General features: G+C 60.7%; 16 protein-coding genes. 1 reads left to right on the top strand and 15 read right to left on the bottom strand.

Translation table 11 applies throughout. The features are described from left to right. Positions 1-117: 117 nt before the first annotated feature. From AC1RUK_RS04430 to AC1RUK_RS04420, 3 genes are all read right to left on the bottom strand, one after another. On the bottom strand, positions 118-948 hold the full coding sequence (locus AC1RUK_RS04430) for a 3-hydroxybutyrate dehydrogenase (RefSeq protein ID WP_481836627.1): 831 nt from the start codon (positions 946-948) through the stop codon (positions 118-120). Beyond that, positions 932-1,717 carry an acetoacetate decarboxylase gene (locus AC1RUK_RS04425; protein ID WP_481836628.1) on the bottom strand — a complete coding sequence of 262 codons (786 nt, stop codon included), beginning with the start codon at positions 1,715-1,717 and terminating at the stop codon, positions 932-934. Before AC1RUK_RS04425 ends, AC1RUK_RS04430 begins: the two co-directional genes overlap by 17 nt. A 108-nt stretch (positions 1,718-1,825) precedes the next feature. Beyond that, positions 1,826-2,998: a patatin-like phospholipase family protein gene (locus tag AC1RUK_RS04420; RefSeq protein ID WP_481836629.1), complete on the bottom strand. Its 1,173-nt coding sequence runs from the start codon at positions 2,996-2,998 to the stop codon at positions 1,826-1,828. A gap of 151 nt (positions 2,999-3,149) precedes the next feature. On the opposite strand from AC1RUK_RS04420, the gene AC1RUK_RS04415 reads away from it, so the two are divergent. After that, positions 3,150-3,743 carry a TetR/AcrR family transcriptional regulator gene (locus tag AC1RUK_RS04415; protein ID WP_481836630.1) on the top strand — a complete coding sequence of 198 codons (594 nt, stop codon included), beginning with the start codon at positions 3,150-3,152 and terminating at the stop codon, positions 3,741-3,743. 107 nt (positions 3,744-3,850) lie between these two features. Here the strand turns inward: AC1RUK_RS04415 and AC1RUK_RS04410 are convergent, their stop codons facing one another. From AC1RUK_RS04410 to AC1RUK_RS04355, 12 genes are all read right to left on the bottom strand, one after another. Next, positions 3,851-4,765: an alcohol dehydrogenase catalytic domain-containing protein gene (locus AC1RUK_RS04410; protein WP_481836631.1), complete on the bottom strand. Its 915-nt coding sequence runs from the start codon at positions 4,763-4,765 to the stop codon at positions 3,851-3,853. An 839-nt stretch (positions 4,766-5,604) separates the two neighbouring features. Next, a complete protein-coding gene (locus AC1RUK_RS04405) occupies positions 5,605-6,306 on the bottom strand; it encodes a TetR/AcrR family transcriptional regulator (protein WP_481836632.1) in 702 nt (233 codons plus the stop codon). A gap of 114 nt (positions 6,307-6,420) precedes the next feature. Then, entirely contained in the window at positions 6,421-7,317 is an 897-nt protein-coding gene (locus AC1RUK_RS04400; protein WP_481836633.1) for an alpha/beta hydrolase, read from the bottom strand. A 1,063-nt stretch (positions 7,318-8,380) separates the two neighbouring features. Beyond that, positions 8,381-10,309: an adenylate/guanylate cyclase domain-containing protein gene (locus AC1RUK_RS04395; protein WP_481836634.1), complete on the bottom strand. Its 1,929-nt coding sequence runs from the start codon at positions 10,307-10,309 to the stop codon at positions 8,381-8,383. Positions 10,310-10,640: 331 nt separating this feature from the next. Beyond that, positions 10,641-12,104 carry an alpha/beta fold hydrolase gene (locus AC1RUK_RS04390; protein WP_481836635.1) on the bottom strand — a complete coding sequence of 488 codons (1,464 nt, stop codon included), beginning with the start codon at positions 12,102-12,104 and terminating at the stop codon, positions 10,641-10,643. A gap of 330 nt (positions 12,105-12,434) precedes the next feature. Beyond that, positions 12,435-12,947 (bottom strand): OmpA family protein, encoded by a 513-nt coding sequence (locus tag AC1RUK_RS04385; RefSeq protein WP_481836636.1) that lies wholly within the window; start codon positions 12,945-12,947, stop codon positions 12,435-12,437. Between the two features lie 10 nt (positions 12,948-12,957). After that, a complete protein-coding gene (locus AC1RUK_RS04380; protein ID WP_481836637.1) occupies positions 12,958-13,617 on the bottom strand; it encodes a L,D-transpeptidase in 660 nt (219 codons plus the stop codon). 533 nt (positions 13,618-14,150) lie between these two features. After that, positions 14,151-14,861 carry a helix-turn-helix transcriptional regulator gene (locus AC1RUK_RS04375; RefSeq protein WP_481836638.1) on the bottom strand — a complete coding sequence of 237 codons (711 nt, stop codon included), beginning with the start codon at positions 14,859-14,861 and terminating at the stop codon, positions 14,151-14,153. A 44-nt stretch (positions 14,862-14,905) separates the two neighbouring features. Continuing rightward, positions 14,906-15,838: an NAD(P)-dependent alcohol dehydrogenase gene (locus tag AC1RUK_RS04370; RefSeq protein ID WP_481836639.1), complete on the bottom strand. Its 933-nt coding sequence runs from the start codon at positions 15,836-15,838 to the stop codon at positions 14,906-14,908. 164 nt (positions 15,839-16,002) lie between these two features. Further along, positions 16,003-16,452, bottom strand: coding sequence for a nuclear transport factor 2 family protein (locus AC1RUK_RS04365; RefSeq protein WP_481836640.1), 450 nt, complete (start codon positions 16,450-16,452; stop codon positions 16,003-16,005). A gap of 1,494 nt (positions 16,453-17,946) precedes the next feature. Then, the gene (locus tag AC1RUK_RS04360; RefSeq protein ID WP_481836641.1) at positions 17,947-18,714 is read right to left on the bottom strand and encodes a recombinase family protein; all 768 of its coding nucleotides are present in this window, start codon (positions 18,712-18,714) and stop codon (positions 17,947-17,949) included. A 207-nt stretch (positions 18,715-18,921) separates the two neighbouring features. Next, positions 18,922-20,763 (bottom strand): patatin-like phospholipase family protein, encoded by a 1,842-nt coding sequence (locus AC1RUK_RS04355; RefSeq protein WP_481836642.1) that lies wholly within the window; start codon positions 20,761-20,763, stop codon positions 18,922-18,924. Between the last annotated feature and the right edge of the window lie 423 nt (positions 20,764-21,186).

The raw sequence follows: 21,186 nt of genomic DNA, 5'->3' as shown, positions 1-21,186 counted from the left end.
TACATAGTCAATATGAGAATTGTGCAATTGTGTAATGCAAAAAAATATGACGAATAGCGGAGATTGATCCTGCATAAGGAGGGAGCGCGCGCGCGAAGGCGCGCGTCTCCGAACCTGCTACTGCATGAACCATCCATGGCTGACCACCATCGACTGGCCAGTCAGCGCGTTCGATGGGAAGGCTGCCAGGAACAGCGCTGCTTCCGCCACGTCCTGAACGGTCGTGAACTCGCCGTCGACCGTCTCCCTTAACATCACGGTCTTGATCACGTCCGCCTCGGAGATCCCAAGTTCGCGCGCCTGCTCCGGAATCTGTTTTCCGACTAGCGGCGTGCGTACAAAGCCGGGGCAGATCACGTTGGTGCGCACCCCGTGGGCGGCACCCTCCTTGGCCACGACCTTTGCCAAGCCGATCAGGCCATGTTTGGCGGTGACGTAAGGAGCCTTGAGCGGCGATGCCTCCTTGGAATGCACGGATCCCATGTAGATGATGCTGCCGCGCTTTTGGCTGTACATCTGGCGCAAGGCGGCGCGGGTCGTGAGGAAGGCGCCGTCCAGGTGGATGGAAAGCATCTTCTTCCATTTGTCGAAATCGAAGTCGACAAGCGGCGCCACGATCTGGACGCCAGCGTTGCTGACCAGGATGTCGAGGCGCCCGAAGGTTTCGATCGCCTGCGCCATTCCGCTTTCCACCTGCTCCTCGCTGCTGACATCCATGCCAACCCCGAGCGAGCGTCTACCCATCGGATCGATCTCGGACGCGGCTTTTTGCGCAGCGTTCTGATCAAGATCCGCGATGACCACCTTTGCGCCCTCGCGGGCGAAGCTAATCGCAATCTCTTTGCCGATGCCGCTCGCGGCTCCGGTGATTACCGCCACCTTGTCGAGAAGCCGGCCACCGCCGCTACCTACCCGCTGGTTCGACAAGACTTCACTTTGCAAATTCATGGATTCTTCCTTTCCGATGGTGAGGCTCGGCTTCCGCGAGATAGTCATGCACGACCTTCCCGAGCGCCAGCGTGAGGTCGGCGACGATGTGTACGGCCGAGACAATTTCCAGGACCGGCAGCTCGGCAACCGGGGCCAGGGCGTGGGACCAGAGGTTCAGAGCTGCCGGGCCGCTCCAGGCGCCCTGCAGATTGATTTCCTCCAAGCGGTATTCCACGAGTTCGCAGATGCGCGGCGTGCCGTCGACATGCGGGATGATTTTGAGGAGGAAGTTCGGTTCGGCGAGCGAGGCCTTCACGCTCGCGAGGTCGGCGGCTCGGTGCTTGTAGCCCATCGTACCGGTCGCAACGCGGACCGGGCCGTAGTCGAGCGTGCCCACCAGGGTGTCCGTCTCCGTTCGGAGCGTCGGACTTGCGAGCTTCTTGGGAAAGCCCCAAAGCTCACGTCCGCCGGCAATCGGCGGGTGGTCGTTGAGAAACATGCAGTGGGTGTAGCTGCCCTTGCGTCCGCGAAACGAGACCGGGATGACCTGTCCGCTTTCCGTGTAGTCGCCGAAGCCCGTCGAGTCCGGCATGCGAATGAACTCGAATTTCACGAGCGGCTCGCGGACCTGAAGTGGCTCCGGCACCAGGTCGCGCAGCTTCTGCGGATCGGTCCGATATGTGATGATCAGATACTCCCGGTTTCGGAAGCGATATGGCCCGGCCGGATAGGCCGGGCTGGTCAGGGGCATGGCGAAAGCCCTCGCCCGGACGGTGTCTTGGTGCATGTATGAAATTCCTTTGGGCTGGATCGAGCGGTTCGTTTGCGTTCAGGAGAAGCCGGGTCGCCTTCCCGACCGGCAGGGGACGTCAGTCATCTTTGCGGTGGCTGACCTCTATTCCCGCCCGTCGATGGCAAGGTCATAGGTGCTGACCCCGTCCAGATTGTCAGGCCGACTCAGTGCCTCAGGATGGCGCAATGTGCGAACGGCATCGAAGTAACCGGCCCGCCAATGCTCCTCCATCGACAAGCGCGAGAACTCGTAGTCCTTCGAGTGGTCTTCATACTGTTTTGCGCGGTAGATGAGGTGCACGAGCTTGTAGACCTTGTGGTCTGCAATCCCGCCCAGCATTCTTGCCTCTTCGCTGGCGAGCAAGTCGGCCGGCAGCTTCGAAAGCAGGCTGGCGAGAGCGTGCCGGGCGCGCTGGTACTGCTTGAACTGGTCGGTATGGGCGCGCGTGCGGCTCGAATACTGGATGTCTTTTTGCCGCGCCGCGACGTCGGCCAGGTTGCGGGGAATCTCACCGCGCGCGCTCCACAAGTCGACCTGGAAGGCAATCGTGTCTTGCCGCGTCCCGTGCTCGACGACCCACTGCAGCGGCGTGTTGGAAACGAGGCCGCCGTCCCAGTAGAGCTCGCCCTCGATCTCTACCGCAGGGAAGCCGGGCGGAAGCGAGCCGCTGGCCATCACGTGCTCGGGCCGGATCGTATGCGTCTCATTGTCGAAGTAGACGAGATTTCCTGTCCGCACGTTCACCGCGCCGACACTGAAACGCATGCCGCCCGCGTTGATCCGGTCGAAGTCCACAAGCCGCTCCAGAGTGCTCTTCAGGCGGCTGGTGTCGTAGAAGCTTGTACCTTGGAGCGAGCCATCCGAGTGCAGCCAGGGCGCGGGCTGCCGCAGGCTGAAAAAGCCTGGGGCGCCGGCGACGAGCGCGCAGGCTGCACTGAATTGATTGAAGAGCGCGCGCGGGAGATTGCCCTTCGGAGCGAAAGCATCGGCGGCGGCAGTCCAGTCGAGAACTGGATTGGCGGTGATCTCCCGCCAGAAGGACCGCAGTTTCTCAACCCGTTCGGCCGGCTCGTTTCCAGCGATGATCGCGGAGTTGATAGCCCCGATGGAGACGCCGGCAACCCAATCTGGATGAATGTCGGCTTCCGCAAGGGCTTCGTAGACGCCGGCCTGATAGACTCCGAGCGCACCGCCGCCTTGCAACACCAATGCAATGCATTCGAAAGGGAGACGCCGTTCTGCCCTTTGGAAATTCTTCTGGGACTGAAAGTTCATCGAATGCTTTCCTTCTCACCGAGTGTGACCTCGCGGCCCTTCGCCGTTCGCATCGGGATCGGCCGAATTTCAATTTGCACCTATAGGTCAAAACGACTATATAGTCAATGCGATAATCGCGTAATGGTGCAATGCAAAAAGGACATGACTAATGGCAAAAGTCGATTTGGCGCGCAGAGCGGAAATAGGGCGTGAGAAGCGGGCGCGAACGCGCGCGCAGATCGTGGAAGCAGGCGCGACGCTCCTTGGAGGGCGTACGCACGAGACGCCCACGGTAGATGCTGTCGTCGAGGCAGCAGGTGTTGCCAAAGGGACGTTTTACTACCATTTCAAAGGCATCGGAGAGCTGGCCGCTGCGGTAGGTGCCGGCCTCAGTCAGAGCTTTGATGAGTTGCTGACGCCTGCCCGGCTCGAGCGGCTGGATCCGGTCGAGCGTTTCTCCTTCGCGTTCATGAAATTCCTGGAGAGAGCGAGTGCGGACACAGACTGGGCCCGCCTCGTCATTCAAAGCTCGCAATCACCCATTGAATTCGGCTGGGGGATCCGTGCGAATCTTAAGGCGGACATCGGGGAAGCGATTGCCCAGGGCCGGCCCAAAGTGCACGACGTAGAGTTGGCAGCCGACATCGTAATTGGAATATGGCTGGAGGTGACGCGCGGATTTATTGAGCGAGGTCCCCGACCCGGAACGACCGGCCAAGCGCTCGACGCGACGCTTCGAGCTCTCGGTCTCAGTCAGCGCTAACTGGTGTGGATAAGCATGTCAGCAGGCAGCGCGCTTTGCTGCACAGCACACCTTGTGAAAGCGGGGGTTCGCCCCGTCGGGCCGGACCTAGCGTTTCGACTGTGGTGTCAGGGCAGCAGCAACACGCGCCCCGGCTGTCTTTTCCTGACGTGGTCGAAAGCCAAGCCTGCTGCGGCGAGCGGCTTGCACAGCCCGATCGGGAGGCTGACATGGTTGTGTTCGACGAACTGGCGCAAATCATCCAGTGCTGCCTTGTCCGGCTTGAAGAGGACCCATGCGTAATTGCTGGCGCCCTTCGGCAGCGCGCGTCGGTGATCCTTCTTTTGCGAGATTGTCTTTAGCATACCGCGCAGCCAGCCAAGCCGGTCGAAGTTCCCTAACATTGGGTGGACGGTGGTTGCGTGACCGAGCGCACCGTCGCGCAGACAGCCTAGCAACGCGCGATCATCTTCCCAGGTGGCGAAGTTGAGAGTTGCGTCGAAAGAGCGTGACAGGGAGACGAACAGCTCGTCTGTTCGCTCGACCACCTCGGTGGCACCCGCCTCAAGACACACCTTACTGTTTGACTTCCGGGCAATCGCCGTAACTCTCGCGCCCCACGAGGAGAGCATCTGCGTTGCTAACGTTCCTAGTGCGCCGGCCGCACCGTGGATCAGCACATTTTTTCCGACAGTGTTCTCCCGGGTAAGGCCCGCTCCGCGTACGGCGAGCCACATCGTCGTGAAGCTGTAGGGAATTGCGGCGAGCGCATTAAGGTCCCGATCCCCAGGGGCGGCCAGCATGTGGACAGCTTTGACCAACACGTGGCTGGCGTGGGCCCCTTCCGCCGACGCGGGCTTCACTCCGTAAACCCGGTCGCCGGTCTTGAAGGTCGACACCCCTGATCCCACGGCGGTCACGATGCCCGCGAGGTCGTTGCCGAGGATCAAAGGAAACTTGCCGGCTCCCAACAGCGACAGCAGCCTACTGCCGTAGCCTTCGGAGCGGCGCACATCGATCGGGTTGACCGAAGCTGCGGTCACCGCGACTTCGATTTCATCTGCGGCCGGCCCTCGCCTAGTAAATTGCCGAACCGTAAATCCGCCCGAGCCGCCAGGCCCAAGGCACAGAGCTGCAGCGCCTGACCTCATGCCCTGGACCTCCCTGCCTTGCCGAGGTCGGCGCCGTCACACTCCAACACCTCCGATTTGAATGCACACCGTTCGAGGGCGCGCTGCAACTGAGATGCGAGCCCGTGGCACCGGGTGCAGAGCACGTGCGACCCTGGAGCTTCAATTACGATTGTCACTAGCTTTTCTTCCTTCTGGCAAAGGCCACACGATACGACTTTGTACTTTATAGTCAAAACGACTAAATAGTCAATATGAATTGAGCGGTGGCGTGAATTCAATGGCTGCGTGGCAGCACACGGGCGCTTCGAGAGAAAGGCGAAGCCGAATGGCGGCCAATCTCATTCGCGTCGAGACAGGGGCGGGTGCAATGAGGCGTTTGTTCTGGGGTACGTATTCACGCCGCTTGTGGTGATAGCTCCAGCTCACAATCAAGGGGACGGTGCGACCGGGCGACAAAACTTGAGCTGTCGTGTTCAAGCCTGCCGAGGCAATCTCGGAATTGTCCACCTTCGCCAACGTCGATCTCGGGGATGTCGTCTTGACCGTCACGCCGAGCGGCTGCGCGCTGCGAGTGCCCCCGCACTTGCGGCGCTTACTTTTTTGCTTCAGCTACTGCTCGAGCGCCCGTTGGAACGGCGCCCGCCGCACTCTGATGACCGGATATACGCCCAGATCTGGAGTTGTGACAAAGCACTCAATCTCGACGAACAGATAACGGAGATCGCCGCGGAAGGGGCGTCAGTCCAAGGTCAGGCCCCGCTGCTCGCCGCACCTGGGCGCTGAGACTTCCGTTGCCGCGGCCCATCAGGCATTGCCCCGTCGGCAGATGTAGACAAGCGCGCAAGGACCGACTTCGCCTCCCGGGCATTGAGGCCGATCGCGCGCAGGATGGCGCTTATGGCCGCGTCACGATAGAGCGACGACAGCCTGCGCTCGCCAAGCGCGCGCATGAGCTGGAGCATGATCCCAACGACGATCTCCAGGTTCAGCTCAGCGGATGCCCCACTGCCCGGCAAGCTCTTCGAGAACCGTTGCAGGTCTTCGAAAATCCTGCTGCGGAGGAGCTCGCCACCCTTGGGGTCTGCCGCCGCCATCCTGGCGACAAGGCTGGCCCATCGAGGATCAATGAGCGCCTTGTCGATGAATGAGCTGCACCCAAACGCAATCCGAAGGGCAGGATCGTCGAGTGAGAGCCGGTCGGACTGCAGCATTTCGTCGAAAGATTGGACCAGTTCCTCCGCGACCGCCGCCGTCAAACCGTCTAGGCCATCGAAATGAACGTAGAACGTACCCTTGGCGACGCCGGCCTCCCTGACCACATCGTCGACTGTTACCGATTCCACGGCCTGTCTGGCGAACAACGAGTTGGCCGCGGCGACGAGCTCTGCACGGGTTCGCGCGCGCTTTTCGCGCCCAATTTCAGCTCTACGCGCGGGATTAATGTTCGCCATCAGTGGCCCAATCTCCAGTTGCGAATTGTACATTAGGTCATATTGACCGCAACGTCCAGGCGCAGCTGTTAGCCCCTGTCGTTCGTTTGGTCGTAGCCAGTCTACACAGATATCTTAGTACGAGATCTGACCATCAACGATCTGTCCGGTCGACGTGACAGGCTCGCGTTTCAGCAATTTGCGTGCCTCGCTGCTGTCAACCGGGCCCTTAGCAGTTTTGCGCTTCGCCGGCTGGCCGAGACTGGCTGCTGCCGCAGTTACGCGATCCGAGAACTTAGCCTCGCCTGCCGTCACCGATCGACCGCCTAGACGGTGCGCCAGCAGCCGAACAATCTCGGGGCTGTCGGTATACGCATTGTGGCCGAGTGGATCTCCCGATGCGATCGCGCTCGTGTCGATAACGGTAACTCCGAGTTCTTCAAGAACCGCCGTATATGGCGTGAGATCGGTACCGCCGACACGCAAAATTCCACCCGACAACAATCGCGAAAACTCAAGGGCCTTGTCCCGCGTCGACGTGACGATTGTGAAACGCGGCTTATTTGGCCCCATTTCGACAAATTGACGGCGAAACACGTCGATGTCGATATCCGGAGACGCTAAGACGACATTCCTGACCTTAGCCGGGATCGAGTTTTTACGCATAGCAACACCGCGTAACGCTTCCGCGGCAAGCCACGTCCCCATCGAATGAGCGAGAATGGTGACGTCGTCGACGTCGGGACTCATGGAGGCCTGGAGGATCAAGTCTTCCAGGGCCCGGCGCGAGTAGTTCGCGCTCTCCTTGTCGTAAAGATAGTCGAAGACCTTGGCCCGCGATGGCCAAGCGAAGAGAATAGGCGCTGCGTCGGTTCCCGCGTCATGAACGATCTGAGCGAAACGAAAGACGGCGTCGGCATAAGAGTTGTTGTAGCCGTGCACAAAAATGAGCACCTGACGCTTTGCATTTCGGTTCTTGCGGAACCAATCGAAGACCTGCCTCTCCGTTGCGACTTTGTCGACCTCGACCATGGCGAACTCCCGAGTGGGATCAGGAGGACGGTGTGAAGGCCGCTGGATCTGACTGATCTTTCGGTTTCGATCCGGAGGAATGGTGACAGTGACGCTGTCCAACGAGATCGCCGTCCCGCGCTCTCCTGAATAAAGTTGGTCAGGGTCCGTCGACGGTTTGCGTGTTGTGGCGACCAGTAGGTTAACCCGCGTGGCCTCGCTCGTGGTGACCGCGGGAGGTTGAAGCACGTTTCCAGCCCGGGTCGCGCAGCCATTTGCGACCAAGCAAAGCGTCACCAAAATCGAAAGCACCAAGCGAGAGCTTCCGAAATTCCCGGGCTGACGTCGGCAGGCACAGGTTGGCATTGTGGATCTAACCCATTTCTATACGCGCGCAGCTGGGCCGTTTCATCGCCAAGAAACTGTCAATCCCGCTACCCTGGAAGACGCGGTCGTCGACGCACTGCATACAGCATAGTCAAAACGACCATAAAGTCAATATGAACTTATGTTTTGTGACTAAGACGGTGCGAGCCGTCCAAACCTGCCGATTCCTAGCGCTTGCGTTATCCGGATTTGCTCACCGGGCCGCAGGGATAACGTCTTAGGGAATTGGGCGATTAGAACTGTGTCAGAAGCTGACAACCCGCAAGGTCTGAATCCGCCCTGTTCAAACCGTGCGTGTGCACCATCGAACACCGCTTTTGGCGCAACCGCGACTGCCCCTTGGCACCTGGGACGTCCGCTTTCAGGGAACGGCAAATCCCGCCGCTATGACCGACATGCGGCGCATTGCCGCCCGGCAGCTGTGGGGCCGAATGCTGACTGGCAGCTTTGAGGTTCGGATCATAAAAAGCGGACCTTCGGGCCCCCGCGAGTACCGACGTGATCTGACCCAAACCGGCGCGCTTGCAGAGCCGATTGGGCGGCTCGTAAGCGGATGTTGACTGGAACCAGCGACTTTGCCGCGTTCTTGTCGCTCCAATTGAAATCGACTACGGCACTAGGTGACCCCGCTCCAGTCAATGCCAAAGCCGTGGGCTTCTCCAAGCCGCCGATCAGCGGCATGGAAGTGGCATGTCCCTTAGCCTGCTTGAGCGCGATGAACGTCCAGACGGGGCGATTCTGACGTCGCGACTTTGCCAAGCTGGAAGACCTCCGTCGCTTCGCCGCGCCCCCGCAACCTGTGCTTGCCCGCCGGGATCGTTTCGAACTTTTCGTCGAGCCGCGACGCGGTCTCGCCGGAAATCGCGATGGCGGTCGCGGCATCCGGTTCGAGCTGCTTGCCGAGATCCTGCAGCCGCTGGCTGACGTTCACGGTGTCGCCGACTATCGTATAGTTGACGCGGTCGGATGCGCCAATGTTGCCGACGATGACGGAGCCCGTATGGATGCCGATGCGGACATGAAGCGGAGGCCGGCCTTCGCCGGCCGCTTCCAGATTGTCTTTCTCCAGCTCCTCGCGAATGGCCGCGGCGGCGCGGACGGCCGCGGCGGCATGGCCCTTCAGACGGTCCGGCGCGCCGAAGAATGCCAGCATGCCGTCGCCCAAGAACTTGTCAACCGTGCCGCCATGCGTGTCGACCGCGCGGCACAGGATTTCAAAATGATGGTTGAGGAGCCTGGCCGCAGCGGCAGCGTCCATCCGCTCCGACAGCGTGGTGAAACCGGCGATATCGGTGAACATGACAGTCACGACCGCCTCGCGCGGTTCGGCGATGCCGATCTCTCCGGTGCGCACCAGCTTGGCCACCAGCGAGCGCGGAATATAGGTCGAGAATGCACGCAGACCGATCAGCATAGCATTGAAGGCCAAAGCCTGGTTGTCCAACTCCAGCACCCTGCTGCGCGGCAGCGGGGTCACGCCGTCGAGATCGAAATCGGCGACGCGCGTGGCCTGGCCGGCGATCGCCTGGATCGGTCGCGACAGGCGCCTGCCAAGCAGGATCGCGACTATGACCGCCACGGCCATCGCCCCAAGACCGAGCAGGGCCGATCCCATGACGCGCTCGATCTCGTCGCTGATCTGGCTGGTCTCGAAATACGCGCCGAGCGTCCAGGGCTCGTCGCCATAGCCTGCGATCTTGCGGGTAATGGCGATGTACGTGGTGTCGCCGCTCCACTCGGACGCATTGTCCACGCTGGGGTCGATCTCGGCGATTTCTATGTCGCGGGCGTGGCGCGTGTCGAACTGCCGCTCTACCTTGCGCGAGCTATATGCGGCCAATACCGGATCGCCATACGTGGCCAGCGGCGTCAGTGGCAGGACGCCATTCTTCAGAGCGTCGGGATCGGCCAGCCTTTGGTCGGCGAGCACGCGATCTTCGCCATCGAGAATGAAGGCATGCGTGCCAAATCGCGATGACAGTTCCCGCGTGATATCGGACAGTTTCTGCAATTCGACCGCCGCGATCACCCAGGCCTGCGTCACGCCATCACGTGCCAGCGGCACGGAGACATGCGCGTACAGGCCGAACTCGTTGGCCACGAACGCACCCCATTGGCGTCCGTCGACCTGTCTGCGTTGCTCGAGGGCGGCGCGGACTTGGGACGACTTCTCGGGCTCGGCCGGAAAATGCTCGATCGCGCCCGTTGAAACGTTGTTTTCGACGGACCGCGCGGCGCCGCGGCAGACGAGGTCGGGGGTGCAGATCAGCGTCGCCTCGACCCCCGAAGCGGCAGCCAGAGCACCGGCAACGGCTGCAGACATCGCCTCGTCGTCGATCTGGAACTCGCCCTGGGCATACAGCTGCGCGATGCCGTCCACCGCGTTCTCGGCGTCTCCCATCTCGGCGCGCAGCGAGTCCTCCATCGCATCGATCAGGAGTGTCGACCGGGCGCCGAGCAAGTCGAACGTGTTGCGAAAATTGGCGCCGACCGACAATGCGAGCACGCCGCCGACCGACAGGAATACGAGGCTGCCAAAACTCAACGCCATGATGACTGCAATGGGGATGCGACGCCGCTTCTTTTCCGGGCGGGCCAGACGCACTGGTTGTGCGGAGGTGCTCATGCAGCCAATGTCGCAATGCGCCACCGAATTGCAAGCCCGGTGACGGCTTTAAAGAGAGGGCGCGCCCCGAATGCACGAGCCTCCTTGCTTCGGTGCCTAACGCATCAACCGAATGTCCACTTCGGAAAAATGTTCTCAATTTCTGCTCATGGCGCGACCGCAACTTCCAGAGTGGTCGCCGGCTATGTCCGCTTCCAGGCGGTGGCAATGCTAACCTTAACGGCCGAAACGAGGCGCATTGCTGCTATTCCATGGTCGCAAATGAAGGTCTCAAACGGGTCAAAGGCTTGCCGTAGCACTGGCAGTTCCAAAGTGGATCACCGGTCGTAAGCTACGCGACCGGATTGTGCATCGCCAGGAAGACAGCCGTTTCCTCGAAAAACTGGTCGTAGGCTGACGTGCCTTCAATGAGCACGTGGTTATTTCCCGGCAGTTCGACGAACATCGCCCCCGGAATGAGTTTTGCCATCAGGCGGCCCTCCTCGATCGGCACGACGCGATCACCCACGCAATGCAGCACGAGCGTTGGCACACGGACCCTCTTTGCCAGCTCTGTCACCTCAACTTTGCTGTTCATTTGCCAAAGTCGCATCGCCGCCTCGGGGCTCGTGGCAATGCGCTGTAGTTCGTCAAAGCTCGCCATAATCTCATGTGGGGCGTCGGGGATGAACGTCGAAGTGAAGAAATGCCTGAAAACAGGATTCGGCGAGCCCCAGCCGTCGCGGATCATCATCGCCCCGGCTTCATATAGCTTCCTTTGGTCGAGACCCGGTCGCTTTAGCCGACCTCGGACAAACCCACCCAGCAGGACGAGACATGTCACTTGCTCCGGATGCTCCACAGCATAGCGCACGGAAAAGGCGCAGGCTTGCGAGATGCCGAGAAGCGCGAACCGATCCACCTGTGCAGCGGTCGCGACTGTGGACATGTCACCGGCCATTGCATCTTCCGATATAGTCTCAACCTCCCAGTCCGAGAGGCCGTTTCCGCGTTGATCGAACCGCACGAGATGGCAAAACTTGGCGAGCTTCGAGAGCATCGGACGCCAAATTGGACTGTGCCATTCATACTCAAGATGGTTTAGCCAGTTCGGACCCTTCAGCACCGACGCTCCCTGGCCAATGCTGGCCCAAGCCAGTTGCACACCGTCCGACGCCGTCGCGAACTGCACCCTCTGATGCAGCGCCGCCTCGACAGGTCGAGTCGTCTGCAGCGCCGCGTCGGGCGTCCACTGCCAGACACGGATGGGTCGGGAGATGTTCTTTACCCGCTGGTTGCCCATGTCACGGAAGGGGACCTGGATCCGGTCCTCGACTGCCTGATGCACAATGTCCGAGACGCACACGCCGCCCGGCTTGGCGAGCCCCTCTAGCCGCGAGGCCACGTTTACGCCGTCGCCGAACACATCTCCGTTCTCGAAGAAGACGTCACCGAGATTGATCCCGACACGGTAAAGGATTTGGGTGTTCTCAGGCTCACCAATGTTCCGCTCCGCCATCGATCGTTGGATTTCGACAGCGCTCTCAACCGCCTCGACGACGCTCGCAAACTCGACGAGCAGGCCGTCCCCCGTGGTCTTGACGATATTGCCCCGATGCGCCGCGATCCTGGGCCTGACGACCTCACCAATATGTGCCTTCATGCGCGCAAGCGTGCCGGCTTCGTCCACTTCCATCATCCGGCTATAGCCGGAAACATCCGCGGCAAGGATCGCCGCAAGCTTCCGCTCGAAAGGGTCGGCTACGTCAACCATACCGCAGCGTACGGGTCGCGCAGCCCTTTTGTCGAGCTGCATTCCTAGCCACGCGCTTCGATGCGCTGCAGTGTTCAGATACCAAGACCGTACGAGATCGATCGACAGGGTGAGTGGCGTGGCGTTAGGCCGACGCTGGTTTCTGGTTCGAGTTCATCATGGCAGCGGTCCGATGATAGTGAGGCTGATCTCCAAGTCGGCGATTTGCCAGTGTCCGCAAACGGCACAACCGCGGCTGTCAGCGTGGTCGCTTGGAACGTCGGCTTTCAGGAAGTGGCCAAACCGCTCTCAGCGTCCGAGATGCGGCGCAAAGCAGCCATGCCGCCGTCGCGTGTGAGACTCTGATTTGGTGACAAGCAAAACAGCAGCCCCCTACGACTCGTTCCTCTCATCGCGCAAATTAGACACAACGCGGCGGTTCTGCGACCTGCAGGCGGCGTCGGGGCAGTCGCGGACGAGCCTGTCCTTGCCGTAGCCCTTGGCCCACATGCGGCTGCGGTCTATGCCGCCGGCGGCGAGGTAGTCCATCACCGCATCGGCGCGCTGCTGCGACAGCGCCGTTTCGCTTGCGCCGGGATCGTCGGCGAAACCCTGCAGCTTGAGCAGCCAGCGCGGATGCTTTGCTAACCAGGCGATCTGGGTGTCGAGGGTGGCCTTGGCGACAGAATCGAGCGCGGCCGAACCTTGCGTGAAATAGGTGCGGCGGCCGACATTGAGGATAAAATCCTCCTCGCTGCCCGGCTGCACGTTCTGGAAGCCGGCAATCTCGGTGTTGGTGATGTCGGGCGTGGACGGGGCCAGCGTGTTGCTGGTCGAGCAGGATGCGGCCAGCACCAGCAGGCCGGCGGCGAGCAGCCGGCGCGTGTTTTCAATCATGCGGTTCATGAGGTGCCAATCATTCGACAGTGGTGGAAGCGGGCGCCTGGTCGGCGATGTGCGGCAGGACCTCCACCGCGGTGCCGATCGGGCACCGCTGGTAGAGGTCGATGATGTCTTCCGGGAACATGCGGATGCAGCCGCTGGAAGCGTCGGTGCCGATGCTCCATGGCTCCAGCGTGCCATGCAGGCGGTAGCCGGTGTCGGCGCCGTTGCGGTGCAGATAGAGCGCGCGCGGCCCGAGCGGATTGTTGGACGCGCCGCCTGCGACCATGTGCGGTAGGTCAGGCTTGCGCTTACGCATTTCGGGGGGCGGGACCCATTGCGGCCACAGCGCGCGGCGGTCGATCGTCGCGCGGCCGTACCATTTGAAGCCGTCCTTGCCGACGCCGACGCCGTAGCGGATGGCGGTCTTGTTTTCCATGATGAGGTAGAGGAAGTGGTGGCGGGTATCCACCACGACGGTGCCGACCGGCTCGCTGCTGAAATACTTGACGATCTGGCGATGCCATCTCTTGTCGATCTTGGCGAAGTTGGTCTTGCGATAGACAAAATTGTTGTCGCTGGCAGTGCCGGCGAAAAAGGATTTTGCCGTCGCGGCTTGAACAATATTGCCGGTTGCACCGACCGCGACCAGCGCCAGGCCGCCGAGCACGACACCCCTGCGTGATAAAACCATCGGCAATCCCCCCATGCCTTAAGCCTGGCGGACCATAGTTGAGAATTATTTCGCCACAAAGTGGAAAATGCTGCGTTGCTTCAGTCCGCCGTTAACGGTCTGTCCACTTTTGGGTCCGAACCCAAGATTGCAGACGTTCTCCTATCGGCACCGACTTCAACAAAAAGATAGTCAGTGAAATTTGACTCGCCGCTCGCCGCGACGAACGTCAATGCACGCCTAATCCCCGCCTCCGGCCTGATTTCTTGATTCGGGGATTTCGATGCCAGGCGACGTGGACCGAGAGTGACGTAGTCACCATCAGGCCCTTTGCATGGCCGTCACAAAGGGAGCGGACTGACCCAAAGCGTCTACGGACAGGAGGTCAGGAAAGCACCAGCAGTAGCCGTTCGGACGTGCATTTCTGTACGACCGGGACGGGCCGGACGCGGATCGGCAGCTGTCGGGATGATTGGCTAGTTAGCCGACCTTTGCATCCAGCGTAGTGTGGACGCCTTCCGGCACCAGCTAGCCAGCGGAATCGTCCCTTGAGCCTACGAGTTGATGTTATCGGCCGCGCTCGCCCGTTGCTCGTCCGCAACGGCGCGCCAGCGTTTGGCGAGGTCGCGCCGACGGCCGGGATAGCGCTCCTCGAGAAGCTGGACACGCGCGGTTCGATCAACGCGAAACGTCCGAAAATCCTGTCGCAGTTCGCACCAGCCCGCTATGAATCGTTTGTCTTCAATGAAGCCAAGCATGATGGGCCAGATGATGCGCTGAGTGACAGCGCCCCACGGATCCTTGTAGGCAATGTGTAGCTTGAGCTGTTCGCGCATGGCTTGACGAAGCACCCGCAGATCCACTGCCGGCGCTTCTGGTCTGCTGCGCCCGACATGAAAAGCGTTATCCGTCAGCAGGTGGCGCAATTCCACCGGCAGGACCGCACCAATCTTGGCGATTGCGTTTTGGGCCGCGAACGCAAGGCCGTCGTCCGTCTGGCGGCCGACCCATTGCGCGCCGAGCGCAAGCGCCTGGAGCTCTTCCTGCGAGAACATGAGCGGCGGCAGCAGAAAGCCAGGCTTCAGGACGTAGCCGAAGCCTGGCTCTCCCTCGATATCCGCGCCCATTGCCTGAAGGGTGCCGATGTCGCGGTAGATGGTACGCAAGGAAACGCCGGCTTCCCGCGCGAGCTCAGTGCCCGGCACAGGACCATTGTGCCGGCGCAGCATCTGCATCAGATCGAAAAGCCGATTGCTCTTGGACATGACACAACCTTACCAGCCAATGACAAAGTTTGGCAGGGAGTTGCTCAAGACATCGACACGAGCGCCTTGCCGTTGAACTTGCGCCCATGCTCAATGGCAGCCACCAGCGCGATCGCGTCCTCAAGCGGAACGATCTCGGCGACCGGAAGCCGGAGCTTTGCGTCGGCGGCCGCGCGGGCAAGTCCGTCCAGGATGTCGGCCCGCGCGGTGCAGACGATCGGCTTGAGCCTGCTGTCGAACATCGCTCGGATGAACTTGCCTGGCGTCGGGTTGATGTCGAGATACACGCCACCCTTGCGGAGCAGCCCCAGCCCGGTTCCCACCATCATGGTGCCGGCTGTGTCGTAGACGACATCGAACCGATCCTTGATCTGCGACAGATCGGTCGTGCGATAGTCGTAGACGCGGCTGACGCCCATCTCCTGGGCACGCTGCATCTGTTGCAAACTGCAACTCCCCGAGACCTCGGCCCCGAGAATTCGTGCGATCTGAACGGCGGATTCGCCGACAGCGCCGGTGCAGCCGTTGATGAAAACCTGGGCGCCCGGCTTGATGTTGGCCTTGTCGATGAGGCCATTCCAAGCCGTTACCCCAGGTGTGCCGAGGCACGCAGCCTTCTCGAAGGACACGGAGGCCGGTTTTTTGGCGAGAAAAGTCTCTGGCGCGATCGCACCGTGACCGAAAGCGCCACCCTCCTTGATCTGGACGGATCCGAACACGGCATCGCCCATCTTGAAGCGGGTGACACCCGGGCCGATCGCAATCACGATGCCCGAGATGTCGCTGCCCAGAGCACGCGGGAACTTCTTCCCGGTCACCAACTTCAGGTGACCGTTGCGCACCTTCCAGTCGATCGGGTTGATGGCAGCGAAGCTGACCTTCACGGCAACCTCGCCCTTCCTCGGCGCGCGAAGCCCGAAATCCTCGAGCCGCATCACTTCCGGGCCGCCATATTGATGGTACTGGATCCGTTTCATCGCACGCCGCTCCCCTTGAGCGTGGCGGTTGCGACATCGCTGGCACCAGCCGGGCACAGCAAGGCCTCAGCGACGAGCCGCCCATAGCGGCCCGTCGCAGCATTGTTGGTAATCATGAGAGTACTTTCTGTAAAATTGTGTGCGTCAGTGCGGCTGGGCCGCATTCACAGCGCGCCGAATACGCTCTTGTCGAAGAGCGCCTTGATCCCGGTGACTTTCCCGTTCTCGACCGTGAAGTACTTCGCTGAGAGGACGCTGGGGATGGGATGGGTGTGTGTGTAATACATGAGAAGCGCCGTCTTCTCGTCGCCGAACGCGGCGACCATCGTCGCCCCCTTGAGCATGCCGGCGAACTGCGATTCGGATTCGTGCAGAGCGGCGCCGCCTTCGATGAGCCCGAACGGCGTTTCAGACACCACGTTGTCCGCGACGACTTTCATCGCCGTCGCATGATCGTGGTTCTTCCAGGCATCGTGGTAGGCCAGAGCGACCTGGAGTGCGGGGCTGGGGTTATTGCTCATCTTACCTTGTCCTTTGTTGGTTGTGATGAACAATAGATAGCGCATGGCAGTGACAGATTTTGTCAGCATGATGCGCGACGCAGCCAAGGTCATCAGGAGGCATGGTCTTCCTCCAGGAGTTAGCCGCGACAAGGACCTCCGAGTATTCAAACTCGGTGTCCGGTCTTGGCAATGGCGAAGCTGGTCTAAATGGCCGAGATGCGGCATTCGCAACGCGGACAACGAAAGGTCACCGTTGGGTTCGAAATTCCGTCTTTCGGAAGTTTTGGGGGCGAGAGAGGCGGCTATGATGAACCTAAACGAGAGTGTCGGCTGGGCGCGCCTGATAGGGGCCTCATAAGCCACCCCACCCCCGCCGCCGACAAACCCCGGGGACGGAGTGACCGCCACGATCAGAGGGACGACAACATCGCGCCGAGCGCCTTCGCGCTGTCAACTGCACGCCAGCAGCAAGTGTGGCCTTAGGTCGCAAACTATTGGCTTCAGAAGCAGGGCGACGGGCTTCATTGACGCTGCGACCAACACCATATGGTGATCCATAGCCTCCAAAATGAGAGAAGCTCGCCCTGACGCGGTCGCACTGTGGCTATCAGCCGGCAATGGCCATGAAACAGGAACTGAAACCATCATGCCTGAAAATAACAGACCGACTTCGCGAGACGTCCCCCTCATTCAGCTGGGCCTCTATCAGTGCCGCTTCCCGGTGAGCGAAGACCCGGCAGTACCCGGCGGTTACCGTTTTTGTGCTGGGCCAACTTCGCCGGATCGCGTCTACTGCGATCACCACCACAGCATTGTCACCGCCGTCGACCCTCGTCGAGCCCGTTCGGGTCTCCACCTCACTCAACGACGCGCCGCGTAGGTTACGTGGGGACGGCCTCCCTGCCTGCCCGGTTTCTAGGGCTCGATAAGTTTCGACGCTGACAATCGACTTCTGCCGTTTGCATCGTCGTCCTGCAGCAGGGATGGCGTGACTTCGTCACCTGAGCTACGGCAGCGGCGCACCTAGCCGAGCCTGGGCCACGCTGGCCAAGAGTACAGGCCGATGCTCGGCGCTGTGAGTTCGCAAAGCCAAAGTCCATTCACCCCGATCCATTGCTTGATGATCCCGCGAGCACGAACGGACATGCCGTGGCGGTCCCCGTTGTCTGGTTCGATGTCGATGTCGTTCGGATTGATGAATCGCTGGAACAAAACACCGGATCGGACCGGGCTGCCGTATGAAGTCCCCAGACGACGAGCAAGAGATGAGCCGCCCATAGAGCCGGCGCGAGCAACGATGACAGAACCGTTGCGGACCGCATGGCTAATCCCTCTCGTATGAACCTAGGGCGACAGCGCCTTTCCAAATTAGGCATCAGCCGCCTTTGACGTGAGGCGAAGCCCCGATGGTCTAGGAATAGCTCGATCTCGTAACCGACAAACGCCACCGGCCGCCGGAGCCTGTTTCCGGCTTGTTTCCATCGCGGCGCCACGCTGACGGAAGTCTGCCCAGGCACGTAAAACGCATGTCTTGCAGGGCCCCCCAGGCCACCCCCACCCCCCGCCGCCGACAAAGCCGGGGGGGCGGATGCCCCGACCTCCGACCTACCAGCGACTGGCTAGCGGCGCGCGACCTGCTGCAGGTTCAGAGCGATCGACAGGCTCGGCACGTTTGGCCTCTGTCGGCACGGCCGCTCTGTCTACCGGCGCCGAAGCCAACCTCGTCAGCCGGGCGAGCGTCAGACTGACCTGCTTCGCAGTCCAAGCGCCTCCCCGCGGCGTTCGGATACGCTGCTTCTCAAGTTCTTGGGCGATTTGCCTAAGCGAATTTCCCGCCTGCCTGAGAGGCTGCACGACGCCCATGACGCGCCGCGCATCATCGTCTGCCATCTGCTTTAAGGCGGCTATCCGTCGGTCGAGGCTGCCTTCGCGATAGCCCCCCAGCTTGACGCCTCGCGCCTTGGCAGCCGCCAGAGCGGCCTTGGTCCGCTCGCCGATAAACTTGCGCTCCTTCTCGGCTAGCGCCGCATAAATGTGAAGTTGGAAGGGATCAGCGTTCGGCATGGTCGCAACCTTGATATTGGCGCGCTTCATGGTCCCAGCGATAAACTCGACGTCGCGGGAAAGCCGATCAAGCTTGGAAATCAGAAGCTCGGCCCCTTCCCGCTTTGCGAGGTCGAGCGCCTTCGCCAGTTCAGGCCGGGTATCGTCCTTGCCCGACTGGATATCGCAGAACTCGCCAACGATCTTCCAAGGGACCTGGGAGAACGCGTGCAGGAAGATGTCGATGTCGCGCCGTTGAGCCTCCAACCCCAGGCCGCTGCGGCCCTGCTCCTGCGTCGATACCCGCGTGTAGATGACAAAGCGCTTCATAAACGCCGGTGTACCGAGCTATGTGTAAAAAGTCAACGGATGTCCACACCTCCGAAATGCTTCATCGCAACCTCCTAATTGCACGTTAGTCCCGCGGCGTACGATCGAATGGAGCGACGTCATTCGTCAACCGAGAGCGGATCTGCGATTGTCGCGATCTCGGTTATCTCATCAAGTTTGTCACCAAACCCGATGGGTTTGCCGCCTCTAACAAGTAGGCACATTGCCGAGCACCTCTAGGAGTTTGGGATCGTTCTGGCGGAGATGTTCCTCGATCCACCGGGTCGTGGTGTCGTAGGCGTCGGAGAACAACTCGGAATGCCGACTCCAATCCATGAAGCTGATCGCGCTGGAAATCTGGGGGCAGACAAGCACATCCTCTTCGCCCAGGGCAATGTCTTGCGGCCCGTGTGCCAACATGCTCGCCGCAATGACCTGAAACATGCTGGGGATCTTGGGCAATCGAGCACGACCGAAAGGGTTCAGCATGGCGACCGCCAGTTCGGAAGCCCCGGGGATGCGCTCATAGTCGACGTAGTATTTCTGCGGTGCATTCGACCCCAAGCTCACCACAACATTGGGACCGGTCTTCAGTTCCTTCATCTGATCAAGCGGCAAGTTGTTCGTGATGGCGCCGTCCACCAGCATATCGCCGTCAGCCGTGAAGAACGGCGGCAGGACGCCCGGGAGGGAACCTGATGCCCGAACCGCCTGCCAGAGCTTTCCCCGACGGTGGACATAGGGCGCACGGCCGCTCAGATCGGTCGAAAGCGCAAAGAACGGAAGCCAAAGATCCTCGATCAGAACGTCGCCGTATTCCGCCCGAAGCGCCCGATCGAACGCCTTGTGATCCAGAAGTGCGAAGCGCGGTAATGTTGGACGGCGAAGTGCCCGACTCTTGATGAATATGTTGTGTGTGCCCCGATCGATCTGCTTCGCATCCAATCCTCTGGCGAAGCCGGCCATCATCGCTGCTCCGGAACTCGTGCCGCCAAGATAGTCGAAGCGCGCCCCCGCCTCGACGAAAGCCTTGTAGACGCCCACATGAGCGCTACCGAGGGACCCACCCCCGGCCGCTAAAAAGCCTAGTGCCTTGCCGGAAACAAATCGGACGAGGCGTTCGACGTCAGAGCCGTCCAGCAATGCAACATGATGATGATGGCCAATATCGGGACGCCTATCCAGCCATGCAGAGGTACCCGAGACAACTGCTGAGCGACTTTCGTGAACGAGGACGAGCCGCCCGGTCGATGGTGAATGCACCGAAAGCGCCAGTTCCTCGGATGGGTTCACCTGAGGCGAGCACGACGCGTTGGCAAGGAACAGGACTGAATCCGCCTGGCGAATGCAGACACCTGTCCATTCACTCGGCTCTTCATCGGCTACATAGACGATGAATTCGGTTTCCGACTCCAATTCATTCAACCAGTTGAGGATCGACGGGTCGTCGGCCGGAAGACCGGAAAATCTAGCGTCTATATCCAACCGGCTTACGAACTGAGCGTGCGCAACGGAGCCGAATGCTTGCCGCAGGTGCCCGACAAAGGTTGACGAGACATTGTGACTTCCGCCAGCTGCAATGATCGCAAGCGTTCGGATCCTGGCAGGTTTCTCGAGACGTGACAAACTTGGAGATTGGTTCGCAAAGCGGCGTGCCAGAAATGTCGTGACGGCCTCTCTCAGGCCTGGCAAGGTCTCGGCCGCCTTCTCGAAATGATTGCGACTGATCTCAAGGACGATCGAATCGCGCGCTGCGCGGACGGTGGCCATCCGGGGCAGGTCTGCGAAGAAGCCGATTTCACCGACCAGTTCACCCTGAGCGATTTCCGCTACCGAGCCAGTTGAATCTCGTTTGTGGACCGTAAAGCGACCCGACAGGACGATGAAAAACCTGTCCGATGGATCGCCTTCGCGAACCAGAACCTCGCCGCGTCTCAGCACGCGACGATCGGATTCGGCAGCTAAGGTCTCAAGCGCCAGCAACGACGCCCGATCGAACATCAATGTCGCCGACAGTAATCTCGCTGCGACAGAATCGACGGAGGACATCTAGCCATCCCTCGGGAGGCGTTCTCCCCCGGCAATTGTAACCTGCGGCCAATCGTTTTTGCGCTCGGTCCGCATGGTCCAAATCTTAGGCTACTATTCGGCTCAAGACGACACAGATATGCGCGAGCCCGAGGATTATTGTGGAGACGTTCACTGCTTCATTGGGTATGGCTGCCTTGCGTCAGGTCACGACTATCGCCACACCAACCTGAATGTCCGCTCTTGAATATTCGGAGCCCGAAGCTGCCGGTCTGCTCCCGGCCCAACTGCGGTCATTCGAGAACTGGCGGCGGATGACCGCTTTTGGCGCTACTGGGACCTATCTTCCTGAGCAGGGAATGACGGCTTTCCACCCTGATTGAGACGTCCTTGACGGTCCGCCAGCGTTAGCCCGCATGCAGCAAGAACCGCGTGATGCAGGGC

This window comes from Mesorhizobium monacense, assembly GCF_056781675.1.
The sequence above is the reverse complement of the archived record's forward strand: the minus strand, read 5'-3'. Positions and strand labels throughout refer to the sequence as shown.